The 17,518-nt window shown below is 74.3% G+C and carries 12 protein-coding genes; 7 read left to right on the plus strand and 5 right to left on the minus strand.

The features are described from left to right. Positions 1 to 12: 12 nt before the first annotated feature. A complete protein-coding gene (locus AB0F18_RS27040; RefSeq protein WP_362065035.1) occupies positions 13 to 1,161 on the minus strand; it encodes a hypothetical protein in 1,149 nt (382 codons plus the stop codon). 158 nt (positions 1,162 to 1,319) lie between these two features. Here AB0F18_RS27040 and AB0F18_RS27045 point away from each other — a divergent pair, with 158 nt between their 5' ends. After that, positions 1,320 to 1,775: a YbhB/YbcL family Raf kinase inhibitor-like protein gene (locus tag AB0F18_RS27045; protein WP_362065037.1), complete on the plus strand. Its 456-nt coding sequence runs from the start codon at positions 1,320 to 1,322 to the stop codon at positions 1,773 to 1,775. Here the strand turns inward: AB0F18_RS27045 and AB0F18_RS27050 are convergent. Beyond that, entirely contained in the window at positions 1,772 to 2,872 is a 1,101-nt protein-coding gene (locus AB0F18_RS27050; RefSeq protein WP_362065040.1) for a hypothetical protein, read from the minus strand. The two genes, AB0F18_RS27045 and AB0F18_RS27050, sit on opposite strands and share 4 nt — an antisense overlap. 33 nt (positions 2,873 to 2,905) lie before the next feature. Then, entirely contained in the window at positions 2,906 to 3,706 is an 801-nt protein-coding gene (locus AB0F18_RS27055) for a TIGR01458 family HAD-type hydrolase (RefSeq protein ID WP_362065044.1), read from the minus strand. Positions 3,707 to 4,058: 352 nt separating this feature from the next. Here AB0F18_RS27055 and AB0F18_RS27060 point away from each other — a divergent pair, with 352 nt between their 5' ends. From AB0F18_RS27060 to AB0F18_RS27085, 6 genes are all read left to right on the plus strand, one after another. Continuing rightward, positions 4,059 to 5,585, plus strand: a complete 1,527-nt coding sequence (locus AB0F18_RS27060) for an alpha/beta hydrolase (RefSeq protein ID WP_362065047.1) — start codon at positions 4,059 to 4,061, stop codon at positions 5,583 to 5,585. Between the two features lie 20 nt (positions 5,586 to 5,605). Beyond that, on the plus strand, positions 5,606 to 7,198 hold the full coding sequence (locus AB0F18_RS27065) for an alpha/beta fold hydrolase (RefSeq protein ID WP_362065050.1): 1,593 nt from the start codon (positions 5,606 to 5,608) through the stop codon (positions 7,196 to 7,198). Positions 7,199 to 7,611: 413 nt separating this feature from the next. Next, positions 7,612 to 9,075: an FAD binding domain-containing protein gene (locus AB0F18_RS27070; protein ID WP_362065053.1), complete on the plus strand. Its 1,464-nt coding sequence runs from the start codon at positions 7,612 to 7,614 to the stop codon at positions 9,073 to 9,075. Then, positions 9,072 to 11,438: a xanthine dehydrogenase molybdopterin binding subunit gene (gene xdhB / locus AB0F18_RS27075; RefSeq protein ID WP_362065056.1), complete on the plus strand. Its 2,367-nt coding sequence runs from the start codon at positions 9,072 to 9,074 to the stop codon at positions 11,436 to 11,438. Before AB0F18_RS27070 ends, xdhB begins: the two co-directional genes overlap by 4 nt. Position 11,439: 1 nt before the next feature. Beyond that, positions 11,440 to 12,249 carry a xanthine dehydrogenase accessory protein XdhC gene (gene xdhC / locus AB0F18_RS27080; RefSeq protein ID WP_362065067.1) on the plus strand — a complete coding sequence of 270 codons (810 nt, stop codon included), beginning with the start codon at positions 11,440 to 11,442 and terminating at the stop codon, positions 12,247 to 12,249. 126 nt (positions 12,250 to 12,375) lie between these two features. Next, a complete protein-coding gene (locus AB0F18_RS27085) occupies positions 12,376 to 14,514 on the plus strand; it encodes an ATP-binding protein (protein ID WP_362065059.1) in 2,139 nt (712 codons plus the stop codon). 30 nt (positions 14,515 to 14,544) lie between these two features. On the opposite strand, the gene AB0F18_RS27090 is transcribed toward AB0F18_RS27085, so the two are convergent. Both AB0F18_RS27090 and AB0F18_RS27095 read right to left on the minus strand, forming a co-directional pair. Beyond that, on the minus strand, positions 14,545 to 15,819 hold the full coding sequence (locus AB0F18_RS27090; protein WP_362065062.1) for a hypothetical protein: 1,275 nt from the start codon (positions 15,817 to 15,819) through the stop codon (positions 14,545 to 14,547). Between the two features lie 591 nt (positions 15,820 to 16,410). Next, positions 16,411 to 17,346, minus strand: a complete 936-nt coding sequence (locus tag AB0F18_RS27095; protein WP_362065065.1) for an SDR family oxidoreductase — start codon at positions 17,344 to 17,346, stop codon at positions 16,411 to 16,413. Between the last annotated feature and the right edge of the window lie 172 nt (positions 17,347 to 17,518).

Consider the following 17,518-nt stretch of genomic DNA (forward strand, 5'->3'; position numbering starts at 1 on the left):
GGACTCCGGCCGTCAGCCGGTCCAGCGCAGCACCGCCCCCAGCCCGCCCGCCGGGCCCGGCATCCCCGCCGGGACGACGAGGACCTCGCTGCCGGCCGCCGCCGCGGAACGCAGCAGGGCGTCGTCCGCGCGGGCCCGTACGGGTTTGTCGACGCCCATCGCCTGCGCCTGGCCGCGCTGCAGCGCGACCTCGTCCACGCCGGGGCCGATCCACACCTCGCGGGCCGCGTCGGAGCCGTCCGCGCCCAGCAGCAGCGTGGCCACCTGGTGGGTGCGTACGGCGTCCACCACGGCCGGCACGCCCTCGGCCGCCTCGCCCGGCCCGGTGTCCACCGTGGACGTCCGGTGCTCGCCGGGGCGCCCCCGGCCGATGCGGAACCGCTCCAGGGCCCTTTCGAGCCGCTCGCCGGCGAAAGCCTCGCACAGGCGCGCTATCTCGCCGTCGAGGGCGTCCCGCGCGGCGCCGGGTGTCCTGGCGCCGGCCTCGGCCTCGACCGTCACCGCGCGCATGCGCTCGGGCAGCCGGCCGAGGACGGCCCGGCGCTCGCGGGCGTCGCCCGTCAGCACCACCAGGTCGGCGCCGCTCTCCGGCCACAGCCGGACCAGTTCGGCCGCGATGATGTCGGCCGTCTCGTTCCAGGCGTTCTCGACCTTGTTCCGGTAGTGCCACTCGTGCCGGTCCGCCGGCACGCTGCGGTGCCCGCGGCCCTGCCACTCCCGGCCCCGGGCGTGGCCCACGGTCTCCCGCCGGTGGGCGTCGCGCAGTTCCAGCTCGGCGCCCGTGCGGTCGACGTACGCCACCAGGCAGCTCGGCTCGTCGCCGCGCAGACCTGCCAGCGGTGCGATGTGCGGCAGGACCGACCAGGTCGCCTCGACGGCGGCGGGGGCCTTCGCGAGCGGGACGTCGAGGACCACCTCGGCGCCCGCGGCGAACAGCGCGCGGCCGGGCGGCGCCCCGCTGACCGGCTCCCCGGCGAGCCGGTTCACCACGGCCCGGACGGTGTAGGCGTCGGCGCCCGCGTCGATCAGCTGGGACGCGACCGCCCGCTCCCGCAGTGCCTGTATCCGCTGTGCGTCCTCGGTCGCGCGGGTGGTCTCGATGTACACCGAGGCCCAGGGACCTGGCCGGGCGAAGAGAGGTTTGAGAAAGCCGAGTTCCATGACGTCCCCCAAGGGGTTCCGGAAGACATGCCTCCCCGTCCAGGATGCCCCGCCCGGCGGGCACGTGCCCACCGGTCGGACCCTTCGTTCCGGGGCAGTCGGGTGGAGTGCCGGCCCGCGGCGGTACGGGGACCCCGGGGGCGGGTAGGGCGGCGGCCGTGACCGCATTCCAGCTGACGAGCACCGCCTTCGCCGACCACACGGAGATCCCCCGCCGCCACACCGGCGAGGGGGAGGACGTCTCACCGCCCCTGACCTGGACCGCCGCCCCCGAGGGCACCGCGGAACTGCTCCTCCTGTGCGAGGACCCGGACGCGCCGGGGCCCGCCTTCCTGCACTGGCTGGTCACGGGCATCGACCCGTGGACCGGAGGGGTGGAGGAGGGCCGGGTCCCGCACGGCGGGCGGTCCTGGCCCAACGGGTTCGGACGGCTGGGCTGGGGCGGGCCGATGCCGCCGCCCGGCCACGGCCCGCACCGCTACTTCTTCCACCTGTACGCCCTGGCGCAGCCGGTCCTGCTGCGCGAGCGGCCCGACGTCAACGCCGTGCACAGCGCGGTGCGGCACAGGCAGATCGCCTGTGGCACCCTCGTGGGCACTTACCAGCGGTTCTAGGATCCCGCGGGCTCACGGTCGGCGTACCGCAGCAGCGCCCCGACGCCCTCCGCCAGCTCCAGCTCGTCCTCCGGTACGACGACCAGCTCGGCGCCGGTTCCGACGACCGCCCGCACCAGGGCCTCGCCCGCGGGCTCCTCGCGGGGCGCCCGTACCCCGCAGGCGAGCAGTTCCTCCTCGGCCAGGGCGAGCTGCGTCGGCCGCGGGCCGGTCCACAGCCGCAGCGGGGCGGTGGGGACGCGGTTCAGCAGCAGCGCCGCCACCTGCCCGCGCTGCAGGGCGGCCACGGTCGCGGCCAGCCCCTCCGCCGCGGGCCCGTGCAGGGCCCGGCGGCCGATGAACACGTTCACCAGCTCCCGGTCGTGCTCGGCCATCCGGCCCCGGAAGACGCCGTCGAGCTGTGGCTCCAGCAGGGCCCGCCCGGTGTCCGTCGGGGTCGCGCCCCGGACCCGTACGACCTTGCCGCGAAGGGCCTGCGGAAGCCGCCTGACCAGGACGTTTCCCGCCCACTCGTCCCCGCCGACGACCACGGCGTCGGCATGCGCACGCCGGGCCCAGGCGTCCAGCCGGTGCCCCAGCCGGACGGCGCCGTGGTGCCAGGTGGCCACCGGCTCCTCGCGGTGCAGCCGCTCACCCGGGGCCACGGTGGAGGCCGGCCAGATGCCGGACTCCGCCTCCACCCGCACCCAGCCGTGCGTCTCCGCCGTCGGCAGCCCGCCGTAGTGCACCACCACCGCCAGGTAGGGGATCTCCGGCAGGTGCTGGCCGACCAGCGGTACCGCCTCGGGCAGGGTGCTGTAGCGGGCCGAATCCCGGGCGGGCGGCAGGGGCAGCTCCCCGTCGAGGACGAGCGCGCCGTTGGCCGCGAAGATCGCCTGCCCGTGCGTCCCGGGCACCTCCGCGTCCGCGCCGACCGCCTCCTCCAGCACGCCGAGCAGCGCCCGGTCCGCGCCCTGCCGGGTCAGGTCCCTGCGCAGCCGGTCCCAGCGCAGGGCGACGGCCCGGTCGGGCTGCTCGACGTCCCGCGAGGTGTCCAGGTACACCGAGGCGAAGGGGCCGGACTCCGCGTACAGGGGTTGCAGGAACGACAGCCTCATTCCGCATCACCACCTCCCATGATGCGACCGGCATCAGCCAGAGGCGAGGAGGCCGGGCAGGGCGGGCAGGTCGGCGAAGGAGTCGAGGACGTGGTCGGGGGTTCCGGAGGCGGCCCGGTGCGTCTCGGGGAGGTACTTGCCGGTCCTGACCAGTACGCCGGTGATGCCGGACCGCTGGGCGGCCAGCACGTCCGACTCGATGTCGTCGCCGACCATCAGCGCCTCGGAGGCGTCGGCGCCCAGGTGGGCGAGGGCGCTCGCGAAGAACGCGGGCGCCGGCTTGCCCGTCACCTCCGCCTCGGTGCGGGCGGCCTTCTCCAGCCCTTCCAGGAAGGCCCCCGTGTCCAGGTCGAGGCCGCCCTCGGTACGCCAGTACAGGTTGCGGTGCATGGAGACCAGCCTGGCCCCGCGCTGGAGGTGCCGGAAGACGCGGTTGAGGGCCTCGTACCCGAACTCGGGGCCCGCGCCGCCGAGCACGACCACGTCCACGTCGGCGTCCGCTTCGTGCTCGTCGACGAGGGTGACGCCCGGCAGGTCCTCCCGTACGTCGCCGCTGTTGAGCAGGAGGCAGCGGGCGCCGGGACAGTGCTCGCGCAGGTAGGCGGCCGTAGCGGCCGGAGCGGTGAGCACGTCCCCGGCGTCCACGGGGAAGCCCAGGCCGGACAGGCGTGCGGCGATGGCGGCGCGGGTGCGGGAGGTGTTGTTGGTGACCAGCGCGAGGCGCAGGCCCGTGGAGCGCAGCCGTTCCATGGCGTCCACCGTTCCGGGCAGGGCCTTCCAGGAGACGGTGAGGACGCCGTCGATGTCGATCAGGACCGCTCGGATTCGCTCCATGGGGCCGACGCTAGCCCAGCGCGCTCCGGTCAGGCGGCGGGCTTGCCGGGCCGGTCGTGGGTGGAGCGGTGGATGCCGCCGCCCGAGGCGATCGTGTCGTTCGCGGTGGGCGTCATGCCACCGGGGTCATGGGCCGGGCCGAGGCCACCGCGCGGGCCGACCGAACTCCTGCGGGCCGTCGGCCGGGACGCCTCCGTCCTGCACCGGTACCCCGGCCGGACGCCCCGCAGTCGTCGGAATGCATCCGTCCGGGGGACCCGGTAGCGTCGAAGGCGTACGTTCCGCCCCAAAGGCCGCGGTGCCGTCCCCCAGTTACGGGCAGCCGCAGGAGTCGGCAGAGGAACGGGATTCCATGGCGAAGCACCCCCGCAACGCAGCCGCCGCCGCGGCGGCCCTGGTCTGCCTGACCGCGATCGGAGCGGCGCCGGCCGGCCCCGCCCCCGGTCCCTCGGCCCCGGCGCGTTTCGTGCCCGGGCCCTGCCCCAAGCCGGCCCAGCCGGTTCCCCAGCTGGCCAAGGCGCGGTGCGGCTTCCTGGAGGTCCCCGAGAACCGCTCCCGCCCCGGCGGCCGGACCATCAAGCTGGCCGCGGCGGTCATCCCGGCCGTCTCCGCGAAGCCCGGCCAGGACCCCGTGGTGTTCATGTCCGGCGGTCCCGGCGGCGAGACGTTCGACGACATCCCGTTCCTGGTCGACTCCGGGCTGAACCGGGACCGCGACCTGATCGTCATGGCCCAGCGCGGCAACCTCTACGACCAGCCCAACCTGGCCTGCCCGGAGCTGGACCGGTTCTACGCCCAGTCCGTGGGACTCCCTTCCTACTCGCCCTCGACCGAACGGCTGGCGCTCGACGCGGTGAAGCGCTGCCGGGACCGCCTGGCGGCGGGCGGGACCGACCTGGGCGCCTACAACAGCACCGAGAACGCCGCCGACTTCGCCGACCTGCGCACGGCGCTGGGCCTCAAGCGGTGGAACGTGTACGGCCATTCCTACGGCAGCGACCTGGCCCTGACCTACCTGCGCCTGCACCCCCAGGGGATCCGCGCCGTGGCGCTCGACTCGGCCGCCCCGCCGCAGTACGTCTCCCTGCCCTTCGCCTGGGAGAGCGCCAAGGAGGGGCTCGACAACCTCTACAAGGCCTGCGCGGCCGAACCCCGCTGCAAGAGCCGCTACCCGGACCTCCAGGGCACCCTGAACGAGCAGATCAGCAAGCTGGACGCCCAGCCGCTGACGCTGAACGTCCGCCCGCCGCAGGGCGGGGACCCGGTGAAGGTCGTCCTCGACGGCGGTGTGCTGCTGAACCTGCTGGTCGCCAAGGCGCTCCCGATCGCCGACGTCCCCGCGGCCATCGACGAACTCGGCCGTGGACGTCCCGAGCGCTTCGCCCGGGCCCGCGCCGCCGGTTCGGTCGAGGACACCGGGCAGAACGCCCACGGTCTGACGCAGTCCGTGGTGTGCGGTGAGTGGGTGCCGGGCCACCCGGAGTCCGACGTACTGGCCGCAGGCCGCGGGGCGTTCCCCGACTGGCCGGAAGCGGTCCAGGCGCAGGCGCCCCAACTGGCCTTCCAGAACAAGATGTGCGGCATCTGGAACGTTCCCGACCGCGCGGCCGCCCAGCGCGTGCCCACCAGCAGCCCGGTGCCCGTGCTCTTCCTCAACGGGACGGCCGACATGAAGACCGGGGTGAACTGGGCGCAGAAGACGGCCCGTACGCTGCCCCACTCCACCCTCGTGCGCATCCCCGGCGTCGGACACTGGACGGTCCCGCAGTCTCCCTGCGCCCAGAAGGTGCTGGCGTCCTTCCTCGCCCGTCCCACCGCGCCCGACACCGGATGCGTGGCCGGCCTCAGGTGGGCACCCTTCACGATCACCCCCGAGTGACCGAGCAACCGGGAGGGCAGATGGCTCCCCAACGCGTTCCCCGCCGCCGTACCGTGAGGAGGTTGCGCGCCACGCCGGCCGTGGCGGCGACCGGGATCCTCGTCACCGGCCTGCTCTCCCTTCCCGCGGAGGCGCGGGAGACCCCCGGCCCGGCGCCGCTCGGCAGCGTCGCCGGAACGGCGGGCGACGCCCGCTACGAGCCGGGCGCCTGCCCCAGGACACCGGAGCCGATCGCCGCCCTCGACGGGGCCCGCTGCGGAACGCTCACCGTCCCCGAGAACCGCGCCAAGCCCGGCAGCCGGACGATCAAGCTGGGTGTGGCGATCGTCCCCGCGGCCTCGGCCGCACCGGCGGCCGACCCGATCGTCTGGCTCGCCGGCGGACCCGGCGACGACGCCGTCGGCGAGGCGAAGATGGCGATCGACGGCGGCCTCAACCGCGACCGCGACGTGATCTTCATGTCCCAGCGCGGCACCTACTCGGCCGATCCGGCCCTCACCTGCCCCAACATCGACGAGTTCAACGCGCGCGCGACCGGTCTCGTCTACGACGCGCCCTCCAGCGAACGCCTGCACGTCGAGGCCACGAAGGTCTGCCGCGACCGGCTGGCGGCCCTCGGGGCCGACCTCGGCGCCTACAACGACATCGAGAGCTCCGCCGACCTCGCGGACCTGCGCACCGCACTGGGCCTGGCGCAGTGGAACGTGTTCGGCATCTCCTACGGCACCCAGCTGGCGCTCGTCTACATGCGCCTGCACCCGGAGGGGGTCCGGTCCGTCGGCATCGACGGCATCCTGCCGCCCTCCACGGCCGGGTCTGTCCTGACCTGGAGCGCCGCCAAGCAGGGCTTCGACGGCCTGTTCAAGGCCTGCGCCGACCAGCCCGCCTGCAAGCGCCGCTATCCGAACCTGCCGGCCACCTTCGAACGCCTCGTGCGCGACCTCGAAGCCAAGCCGGTCACCACCACCGTCACGCTGCCCGACAGCCACAAGCAGGTGAAGGTCGTCCTGGACGGCGGGGCCCTGGTGAACTGGATGACCTCCGCCACCCACGTCGCGCCCCAAGTACCCCGCGCCCTCGACGAGCTGGCCCACGGCAAGCCCCAGCGGATCGCCGAACAGTGGGCGGTCGCCAAGTACAGCCCCCAGGCCATGGGCCGGACGTCCCACGGGCTCGTCTACGGAGTCTTCTGCAGCGAGTGGACCCCGTACGAGACCCAGGCCGAGGCCGTGCGCGGCGGCCGGCAGGCCTTCCCGGCCTTCCCCGCCTCGGTGCAGGCCCAGGCCCCGCAGCTGACCTTCCTGCGTCCGGACTGCGACGTCTGGAAGGTCCCCGCCGCCCCGCGCTCGATCAGGGACGTCACGAAGAGCGACATCCCCACCCTGGCCATATCGGGCAGCTTCGACGCCCAGACCGGAGCGGCCAACGGCCCGTACGTCGCCCGCACCCTGTCCCGGGCCACCGTCGTCACGGTCCCGTACGAGCCCCACGTGGTGTTCGCGACCTCGAAGTGTGCCCGGACGATCACGCTCTCGTTCTTCGCCGACCCGAGCGCCGCGGACACCGCATGCCTGAAGGGCCTCAAGCCCCCGGCCTTCGAGACCGGCCCCTGAACCCCTGCCCCCGACACGTGAGGACCCCGCTCGGCCGACCGAGCGGGGTCCACACGCCTGCTTGACCGATCAACCTGCGGCAACGTAGCTTCGGGCGGACCGACTCGTGAGCTGACGGAAGGAGGCGACGTCGGATGCCGACCATCTCCGCGCCGCTTCGCCCCGCTCACGAGATCGCCTGGGCCCCCGGCCGTGTAGCCCACGGCTGCTGAACGGCCCCCTTCCGCCGGTGTGCCCCCTCGCGGCCCCGGCACTTCTTGCTTTTCCCACACCGCCCGCGGCACCCGGTTACGTGCTGATGTGGCGCTCTCCGGGTTATCGAGCTGCGCCACCGACAGAGAAAGCTCCTGAAATATGGCGACTAGAACATTTATGTCCCCTGTGCCCCTTATGTTCAGAAGTGGGGTAGCGCGATGGTAACGGCGCGGATCACCGTCAACGGGAAGGAAACCCCGCTCGCGCCCGCCGCGCCCCACACCACGGTGCTGGACTTCCTGCGCGAGCGCGGCCTCACCGGCACCAAGGAGGGCTGCGCCGAAGGCGAATGCGGCGCCTGTTCGGTCCTGGTGGCCCGGCCCGGTGTGGACAAGCCCACCGACTGGGTGGCCGTCAACGCCTGCCTGCTCCCGGCCGCGGCGCTCGACGGCCAGGAGATCGTCACCTCCGAAGGCCTCGCCACCGCCGGCGAGCCCGGCACCCCGCCCGCCCTGCACCCCGTGCAGGAGGAGATGGCGGTCCGCGGCGGCTCCCAATGCGGCTACTGCACCCCGGGATTCATCTGCAGCATGGCCGCCGAGTACTACCGGCCCGGCCGCTGCGCGCACGGCCAGGAGGCCGTGGACACCGACCCCGAGCACGGCCCCAACGGCTTCGACCTGCACGCGCTGAGCGGGAACCTGTGCCGCTGCACCGGCTACCGCCCCATCCGCGACGCCGCGTTCGCCGTCGGCACGCCCGTGGGGGACGACCCGCTGGCGCGGCGCCGCGAACAGTCCCCGCCCGAACCGGCGGCCACCGTCTACACCCGCGACGCCAGCACGTTCCTGCGGCCGGGCACCCTGGACGAAACCCTGCGGCTGCTGCGCGAGCGCCCCGACGCGGTCGTGGTCGCCGGCAGCACCGACTGGGGCGTGGAGGTCAACATCCGCTCCCGCCGGGCCGGTTGTGTGATCGCCGTCGACCGGCTGCCCGAACTGCGCGCGCTGGACGTCCGGCCCGGCCACATCGAGATCGGCGCGGCGCGGACCCTCACCGAGATCGAACGCCGCCTCGACGGCAGCGTCCCCCTGCTGGCCGAACTGTTCCCGCAGTTCGCCTCCCGCCTCATCCGCAACAGCGCCACCCTCGGCGGCAACCTGGGCACCGGCTCCCCCATCGGCGACAGCCCGCCGGTGCTGCTCGCGCTGGAGGCGTCGGTGGTCCTCGCCGACGCCGACGGCGAACGCGAAGTCCCCCTCTGCGACTACTTCACCGGCTACCGGCAGAGCGTGCGCCGCCCCGGCGAGCTGATCCGCGCGGTACGCGTCCCGCTGCCGCTGTCACCCGTCACGGCCTTCCACAAGATCGCCAAGCGGCGTTTCGACGACATCTCCAGCGTCGCCGTCGCCTTCGCCCTCGATATCGAGGACGGCATCGTCCGCAAGGCGCGCATCGGCCTGGGCGGCGTCGCCGCCACCCCCATCCGCGCCCTCGCCACCGAGGCGGCCCTGGAGGGCAGGCCCTGGGCGGCGGAGACCGTCGAGGCCGCCGCGCAGGTGCTCGGAGCCCAGGGCACGCCGATGGACGACCACCGGGCCAGCGCCCGCTACCGTTCCGCGATGCTCGCCCAGAGCCTGCTCAAGCTGTACGCCCAGACCACCGAGGCGGTGTCGTCATGAGCCAGTTGTCCCAGCGCCCCGAGAAGGCCGTCGTCGGTCTTCCCCTGCCGCACGAGAGCGCCAACCTGCACGTCACCGGAGCCGCGCTCTACACCGACGACCTGATCCACCGCACCAAGGACGTCCTGCACGCCTACCCGGTCCAGGTCATGAAGGCCCACGGAAGGATCACCGCCCTGCGCACCGGGCCCGCGCTCGCGGTGCCCGGCGTGGTCCGCGTGCTCACCGGCGCCGACGTGCCCGGTGTCAACGACGCCGGGATGAAGCACGACGAACCCCTCTTCCCCGACGTGGTCATGTTCCACGGCCACGCGGTCGCCTGGGTGCTCGGCGAGACCCTGGAGGCGGCCCGGCTCGGTGCGGCGGCCGTCGAGGTGGAACTCGACGAACTTCCCTCCGTGGTCGCCCTGTCGGAGGCCATCGCCGCCGACAGCTTCCACGGCGCCCGGCCCGTGATGCTGGCCGGCGACGTCGACGCCGGATTCGCCGACTCCGCGCACGTGTTCACCGGCGAGTTGCAGTTCTCCGAACAGGAGCACTTCTACCTGGAGACGCACGCGGCGCTGGCCCACGTCGACGAGGCCGAGCAGGTCTTCGTCCAGAGCAGCACCCAGCACCCCTCCGAGACCCAGGAGATCGTCGCGCACGTCCTCGGCCTGCACAGCCACGAGGTGACCGTGCAGTGCCTGCGGATGGGCGGCGGCTTCGGCGGCAAGGAGATGCAGCCGCACGGCTTCGCGGCCGTCGCCGCACTCGGCGCCAAGCTCACCGGCCGGCCCGTCCGCGTACGGCTCAACCGGACGCAGGACCTGACCATGTCCGGCAAGCGGCACGGCTTCCACGCCACCTGGAAGATCGGCTTCGACGCCGAGGGCCGCATCCAGGCCCTCGACGCCACCCTGACCGCCGACGGCGGCTGGAGCCTGGACCTCTCCGAGCCGGTGGTCGCCCGCGCGCTCTGCCACATCGACAACACCTACTGGATCCCCAACGCGCGCATCGCCGGCCGCATCGCCCGCACCAACAAGGTCTCCAACACCGCCTTCCGCGGCTTCGGCGGACCGCAGGGCATGCTGGTGATCGAGGACATCATGGGCCGGTGCGCACCCCTGCTCGGGCTGGACCCGATGGAGCTGCGGGAGCGCAACTTCTACCGCGAGGGCCAGCACACGCCCTACGGGCAGCCGGTCTCCCAGCCCGAACGGATCTCCGCCGTCTGGGAAGAGGTCAAGCAGAACGGGCGCCTCGCCGACCGGCGGCGCGAGATCGAGGCCTTCAACGCCGCGCACCCCCACACCAAGCGGGCCCTCGCGATCACCGGCATCAAGTTCGGCATCTCGTTCAACCTCACCGCCTTCAACCAGGGCGGCGCGCTGGTGCTGATCTACAAGGACGGCTCCGTCCTGATCAACCACGGCGGCACCGAGATGGGCCAGGGCCTGCACACCAAGATGCTCCAGGTCGCCGCCACCACGCTGGGCATCCCGCTGCACAAGGTACGGCTGGCGCCCACCCGCACCGACAAGGTGCCCAACACCTCCGCCACCGCCGCCAGCGCCGGGGCCGACCTCAACGGCGCGGCGGTCAAGAACGCCTGCGAACAGCTGCGCGAGCGGCTGCTGCGGGTGGCCGGGACCCACCTGGGCGCGAACGCCTCCGACGTGCGCATCGTCGAGGGCGTCGCCCGCGTCCTCGGCGACGACCGGGAGCTGGCCTGGGACGACCTGGTGCGCACCGCCTACCTCCAGCGCGTCCAGCTGTCGGCGGCCGGCTTCTACCGCACCGAAGGGCTGCACTGGGACGCGAAGGCCTTCCGGGGCTCGCCGTTCAAGTACTTCGCCCACGGCGCCGCCGCCACCGAGGTGGAGGTGGACGGCTTCACCGGCGCCTACCGCGTCCGGCGCGTGGACATCGTCCACGACGTCGGCGACAGCCTCTCCCCGATGATCGACATCGGTCAGGTCGAGGGCGGCTTCGTCCAGGGCGCGGGCTGGCTCACGCTGGAGGACATGCGCTGGGACACCGGCGACGGCCCGCACCGCGGCCGGCTGCTGACCCAGGCCGCGAGCACCTACAAGCTGCCGAGCTTCTCGGAGATGCCCGAGGAGTTCAACGTCACGCTGCTGAAGAACGCCACCGAGGAGGGAGCGGTCTACGGCTCGAAGGCGGTCGGCGAACCCCCGCTGATGCTGGCTTTCTCGGTACGGGAGGCGCTGCGGCAGGCGGCGGCCGCCTTCGGGCCGGCCGGAGCCAGTGTGGAACTGGCCTCGCCCGCCACGCCGGAGGCCGTCTACTGGGCGATCGAGGCGGCCCGCGGCGCCGCCGAACCCCTCACCGGTACCAGCGCGTTGAGTCATGCCTGACATGACCTGGGTGGCCGCGGTCGCGCGGTTGCGGGCGCGCCGGGAACCCGGCGTGCTCGTGACCGTCGCGACCGTGCGCGGCCACGCGCCCCGCCGGGCCGGCGCCAAACTCGTCGTGGCACGGACCGAGACCTGGGGCTCGATCGGCGGCGGCAACATCGAGGCCGTCGCCATCGACCGGGCCCGCGAGGTGATCGCCGATCCCGGCGCGGAGCCGGAACTGATGGAGTTCGCCCTCAACGACAAGGTCACCGGCCCGCACGGCGTGCAGTGCTGCGGCGGAGCCGTCAGCATCCTGCTCGAACCGCTGCCCGTGGTCCCGGCGGTGGCGGTCTTCGGCGTCGGGCACGTCGGGCTCGAACTGGCCCGCATCCTGGCCCGCTTCGACCTCGACCTGCACCTGGTCGACACCCGCCCCGGCCAGCTCACCGACGAACGCCTCGCCGTCCTCGCGGACGCGGTGGCGCAGGTCCACGTCCACCACGTCCCCCTGCTCCCGGAGGAGGTGCTCGCGGAACTAGCACCCGGCACCCACGTGCTGATCATGACGCACGACCACGCCGAGGACGCCGCCCTGTGCGACGCCGCCCTGCGCACGCCCGGTCTGGGCACGATCGGACTGATCGGCTCGGCCGCCAAATGGACCCGCTTCCGCCACCGCCTGTCCACCGAGGGCGGCCACGACGAGGAGACCATCGACCGCATCAAGACCCCGATCGGCATGACCGGGATCACCGGCAAGGAACCGGCCGCGATCGCGGTCGGCGTCGCCGCCGACCTCCTGCACACCTTCGAACGCGACCGGACCTGAGGCACGGACCTGAGGCACCGGCCGCTCCCTCGGCTCCGCCCCGGGCCGGGCTGAAATCCTTCTCCGCCACGCGGGCACGGGGATACAGTCCGGCCAGGGCCGGACCGGGACCAGGGGGAGACCGACGTGTTGGAGATCATGGCGCTCAGCGCGCTCACCGCGTTCCTCACCGCGGTGGCCAACGGTGCCGCCGGCGAGATGGGCAAACAACTGCTGGTGTCGACCGGGGCGCTGACGCGCCGCACCCTCGGCCGGGAGACGCCGCTGCCGCGCACACCGCAGGAGCGGGAGAGCCTCGCGGCCCAGCTGTACGCGCGCATGGAACGGGACCCGCGGCAGTCCCGGGCCTGGGCGGCCCTGGCCGGCGGCCTCCCCGAGCAGCCCGGGCAGCTGCTCGGCGGGGTCCTGCCGCCCGCGCCGCACGACTTCGTCAACCAGAGCACCGCCCTGCGAGGCCTCCGCCGGGAGGCCACCCGCAAGGCGTCCGGCCGCCCCCGGGTGGCCCTGCTGTCCGGGCCCCCGGGAATCGGCACCACCTCGCTGGCCCTGCGCCTGGGCGCGACCCTGCAGGACCGGTTCCCCGACGGCCGGTTCTACGTCGACCTGCGGGACGGCGCGGGGGAGGAGGGGCCCGCTCCGTCCGCGGTACTGCTGAGGCTGCTGCGGGAGATGGGCGTGGCACCCGACGGGATGCCGCCCACCGAGGCGGGACGCGAACGGCTCTACCGGCAGCTCACCGAGGGGCGCAGGGTCCTGGTGGTGGTCGACCACGCGACCTCCGCCGCGCAGGTGCGGGGCCTGGTCCCGTCGGCCCCCGAGGTGTTCCTCCTCGTCGTCGTCTCGGGACGGCCCTTCCTGCTGGAGGCGCAACGGGTGGCGGCCGCCCCGCTGCCCGACCGCCACGCCGTGCGGATCGTCCGGAGCACCGCGGGGCCGGAGGCCTACCCGCGCATCGAACCCCGGGTCAAGGAACTGCTGGAGGAGTGCGCGGGCAACGCGCTGGCGCTCCGCTCCCGGACGGTCGGCCTGACGATGGAGACCGCCGAGACGGCCGGGCCCCCCGGGGGCACGGTGTGGACGGGCGGCCCGTGGGGCGCGGACCCCCTGGCCGGCGCGGTCCGCCGGGCCTGCGCCGGTCTGCGGCCCGAGACCGCGCGCCTGTGCCGGCTCATCGCACTGGCCGCACTGCCCGCGGTCGACGCGGAGCTGGCCGCCGCCGCCGCGGACGTCACGCCCGCCGAGGCGGCCCGGATGCTCGGCGAAGCGGCGGAAGCCCGGCTGGCGGACGCGCTGGGCGACGGCCGCTACCGCCTGCGCCCCCGGGTACGGCGCCACCTCGCGGACGCCGCCGGACCGGAACACGGGATCCCCGCCTGCGCCGCGGCCGTACGCCGGACGCTCGACGCCCTGCTCACCCGCGTCCTGCACGCCGCGCACGCCGCCCTGCCGCAGAGCTGGCGCACGGAACCCGCCCCCGGGGGCGGCGCACCCCGCCACGGCGAGGCCGAGGGCGTGGCCGTGCTGGCCGCCGAAGTGGGCAACGTGACGCGGGCCGTGTCCGTGGCCGACGAGTACGGGCACACGGCGACGGCCTGGCGGCTGGCCCGCGCACTGTGGCCGCTCCAGCTGAAGGCCGGGTACTGGGACGAGGTGCTCCCGGCCCTGCACCTCGCCGTCCGCAGCGCCGCGGAACACGCCGCCGATCCGCGGACCGCGGGCGCCCTCCGGTTCCAGCTCGCCCACTGCCTGGGCGAACTGGGCCGCGCGGAGGAGGCGCAGGCGGCGGCCCGGGCCGCCGTGGAGAGCGAACACGCGGCCGGACACCTGCGGGGCGAGGCGTCCGCCGTGGAACTGCTGGGCCTGCTGGACCTCCAGCAGTGGCGCTGGCGGGCGGCGTACGAACGGTTCACCGAGTCCGCGGGCCTCTACCGGCAGATCAGTTCCGGCCAAGAAGGCGCGGAGGACCTGCCCCGGGCCCTCGCCCTGTCCGCACGGCACCGGGGAAGGGCCCTGCGGGGCCTGGGGGAACTGGACGAGGCACAGCGGCTCCTGGAGTCGGCGGCGGAGTTCTTCGGGACGCGGGGCGAGGCCTACAACCGGGCCCGCGCGCTGACGGACCTCGCGGAGACCCTGCACGACGCCGGACACAACGCCGCCGCCCTGACGCGGATCGGGGAGGCGGAGCGGCTCCTGCCGCCGCAGGCCGTACCGCACCTGCAGTACCTCGCCGCCCTCCGGCTGCGCTGCGAGGTCGCCGCAGGCTAGGGTCTGCCGTCCCAGACCCTCCCCCCGGCGTCAAACGCCGGCGAGGCCGGGCAGCCCGTCCGGGGCCGGGAGCCGCTCCACCCGCACCGGGTGGCGGGACCCCGCGACCCGGACCCCGAGCACCGCGGACGGGCCGCCGGGCGCGCCCCGGCCGCCCGCCGCCAGCCACGCGTACAGGGCGGAGGCGTACGCCGCCGGGTCCGCGTCCGCCCCCGGAGCGGCGGTCAGCCGGAAGCTCCCGTGCGCCCGCGTCCGCACCACGCAGCCGTCCGGGCCGGTGACGAACACCGCCGCCGCGCAGCGTCCGTGACGGTCCAGCACCTCGGCGGTCCAACGCTCCGGGCCGCCCAGCCGGGGATCGCCGGGGTCCCCCTCCCGGATGATCACGTCCGCCAGTTCCAGCACGCCCGGGTCCCGGGTGTCCTCGTGCACGGCGAGGTGGACCTCGCCGTCCGCCCCGTACGGCACCTCGGCGCACCGTTCGACGAGCACCTCCGCCCCGTCGGCGACCGTCCGCACCCGCAGCGGAGCCGTCCGCAGGGGCGGCGTGTACGGGGGCAGCGGCAGCGGCTCCAGCAGCGGAGGGGAGGCGGGTTCGGGCAGGTCGAGCAGCCGGTAGAAGTGCCGGCGCAGCAGTGCCGCCGAGGCCCCGGGCGCGGAGGTCACGTACCGCGCCGGACCGGGGTCGGGGCGGTGCGCCGTGATCAGGGCCTCGAACTGCTCCCGCAGCGGGAGGGATACGTCCAGCCGCGGAGCCCGGGCCGTGAACCGGGCGAGCGGCGCCTCCGGGTCCAGCCGGCCCTCGCCGTCGGCGGCCAGCAGTACGGGGGTGCCGAGGGCGGCGGCGTAGTAGGTGACGGCACCGAAGTCCCCCAGGACCGCGTCGGCCGCGAGGAGCGCCTGCCGCCAGGAGTGGACGGGGTCGACCAGGGTCAGCCCGGCCCGGCGGGCCCGGTCCAGCCAGGCGCGGACCTGCCCCGGACCGTGCCCGTACCAGATGTTCGGGTGGAGGACGGCCGCCAGCCGGTAGTCGTCGGCGGGCAGTTCGGCGGCGAGGCGGGGGAGCAGGGCGGGCAGCAGGTCCAGCCCGCCGCCGTCGCCGAAGAGGCCCTCGGGGTTCCAGGTCGAGTTCAGGACGAGGAGCCGCTGGCCCCGGCGCACGCCCAGGGCCCGCCGGAAGCGCTCACGGTAGGGGCGGGCGTCCAGCATCCGGTCGAAGCACGGGTCCCCGGCGAGCACGGCGGTGTGCACGGCCTCCGGGCACGCCCTGCGCAGCCGGTCCAGCTGTTCGGGGTGGGACAGCACGAGTCCGTCGACGAAGGGCCGTCCGCCCGGGAGGAGCCACTCCGCCGACAGCCCGAACGTCGGCTCCCGGCTCCCGGCTCCCGGCTCCCGGCTCCCGGCTCCCGGCTCCCGGCTCCCGGCTCCCGGCTGCGGCGAGCTTTTTAGTATAACCGACCCCGTGGGAAAGGACGCTCAACTTCCCCCGTATGTCATGGAGTTCGCCTCCGAAGCTGGCCGAGACCGCCAGATCCACCGGCGTGGACAGCGCCTGCTCCCAGGGCAGGACGGGAAGGCCCGTGTCGGCGAACAGTTCGCCGATCCCGCCCTGGTACGCCGACGACCCCGTGCACGTCACGAGCAGCTGGACCCGGAAGTCGTCGTGGAACAGGGGCAGCACGTCCAGCAGGCGGCCGGCCGAGGTCACGTTGTGCACCACGAGCAGCACGTTCCGGTCGGCCCGCCGGCTCGCCCACCGCTCGGCGCCCTCGCCCACCGGCACCCGTACCGCCCGGGGCTGGACTCCCCGCATCCGCCGCCTCCTCACCGTCCGCGTCTGGAACGATCACCTTAACGACGCGCCGGCGGCCGGGCCCCCGGATCCGGGTGGGCGGGTCAGCGGTAGTCGTCGGCGGAGGCGTCCTTCCCGCCGTAGACCACCTCCTCGAAGTAGGCCATGGCGTCCGGGCGGCTGCCGTCGGTGTCGGTGACGCCGTAGGCGCGGGCGAGCTCACCGCTGGAGGTGGACCGGCCGTTCCAGCGGGCGGCCCGGCCGGGGTCGGCGGCGAGTGCTGCGACCGCGCGGGCCAGGAACTGCGGGGACTCGGCGATCGCGAAGTGCGGCTCCCGGGCCACGGCCTCGCGCCAGGTCTCCTCGGTGACGCCGAAGGCGGCGAGCATCTGCTCGGAGCGCAGGAACCCCGGGGTGACGGCGACCGCCGTCCCGCCGAACTCCTTCAGCTCCTCGCCCAGCCCGAACGCCATCCGGATCGGGGCGTTCTTCGCCAGGTCGTAGTACATGTTCTCGCGGTAACGCCGGTTGAACTCGGCGGTGCCGTCGGTGACCTCCACGTGCAGTGGTGCGTCGGAGCGGATCAGCAGCGGCAGCAGCAGTGCCGCGGTGATCACGTGCGAGCGGACGCCGAGCTCCAGGATCCGCAGCCCGTCGGAGAGCGGGGTCTCCCAGCTCTTCTTCCCGAAGACCGAGCCGACGAGCAGGTGCTCGCCGCCCCAGAGGTCGTTGATCAGGATGTCCAGGCGGCCCTGTTCGCGGTCGACCCGCTCGGCCAGTGCCCGTACCCGGTCGGGGTCGAGGTGGTCGGTGGGGACGGCGATCCCGGTGCCGCCGGCGGCGGTGACCAGCTCCGCGGTCTCCTCGATGGTCTCGGTGGTCCGGCCGACCTCGCTGACGCGGCTCCGGGTGGTGCGGCCAGTGACGTAGACGGTGGCCCCGGCCCGTCCGAGCTCGACGGCCTGGGCCCGGCCGGCCCCCCGGGTGGCGCCGGCGACGAGGGCGATGCGGCCGGTGAGCGGCCTGGCGTTCGTGTCCATGCACCCATCCTGGACGCCGATGGTGACGGTCCGCGTCACCATTTCCCGTTCCCTGGTGGATGCAGGCCGCCGTTCGTTCAGTTCTTGACCAGGAGGCCGCGGCTGCGCAGTACCCAGCGTTCGGCCGGGCTGAAGATGAGCAGGTCGATGGCGATGCCGACGATGAGGATCA

This window comes from Streptomyces sp. NPDC029216 (assembly GCF_040648015.1).
Classification (GTDB): Bacteria; Actinomycetota; Actinomycetes; order Streptomycetales; family Streptomycetaceae; genus Streptomyces.

Coding starts and splice junctions, on each gene's coding strand:
- AB0F18_RS27040 (WP_362065035.1), bottom strand. CDS start 1,161: ATGGAACTCGGCTTTCTCAAACCTCTCTTCGCCCGGCCAGGTCCCTGG.
- AB0F18_RS27050 (WP_362065040.1), bottom strand. CDS start 2,872: ATGAGGCTGTCGTTCCTGCAACCCCTGTACGCGGAGTCCGGCCCCTTC.
- AB0F18_RS27055 (WP_362065044.1), bottom strand. CDS start 3,706: ATGGAGCGAATCCGAGCGGTCCTGATCGACATCGACGGCGTCCTCACC.
- AB0F18_RS27060 (WP_362065047.1), top strand. CDS start 4,059: ATGGCGAAGCACCCCCGCAACGCAGCCGCCGCCGCGGCGGCCCTGGTC.
- AB0F18_RS27065 (WP_362065050.1), top strand. CDS start 5,606: ATGGCTCCCCAACGCGTTCCCCGCCGCCGTACCGTGAGGAGGTTGCGC.
- AB0F18_RS27070 (WP_362065053.1), top strand. CDS start 7,612: ATGGTAACGGCGCGGATCACCGTCAACGGGAAGGAAACCCCGCTCGCG.
- xdhB (WP_362065056.1), top strand. CDS start 9,072: ATGAGCCAGTTGTCCCAGCGCCCCGAGAAGGCCGTCGTCGGTCTTCCC.
- xdhC (WP_362065067.1), top strand. CDS start 11,440: ATGACCTGGGTGGCCGCGGTCGCGCGGTTGCGGGCGCGCCGGGAACCC.
- AB0F18_RS27095 (WP_362065065.1), bottom strand. CDS start 17,346: ATGGACACGAACGCCAGGCCGCTCACCGGCCGCATCGCCCTCGTCGCC.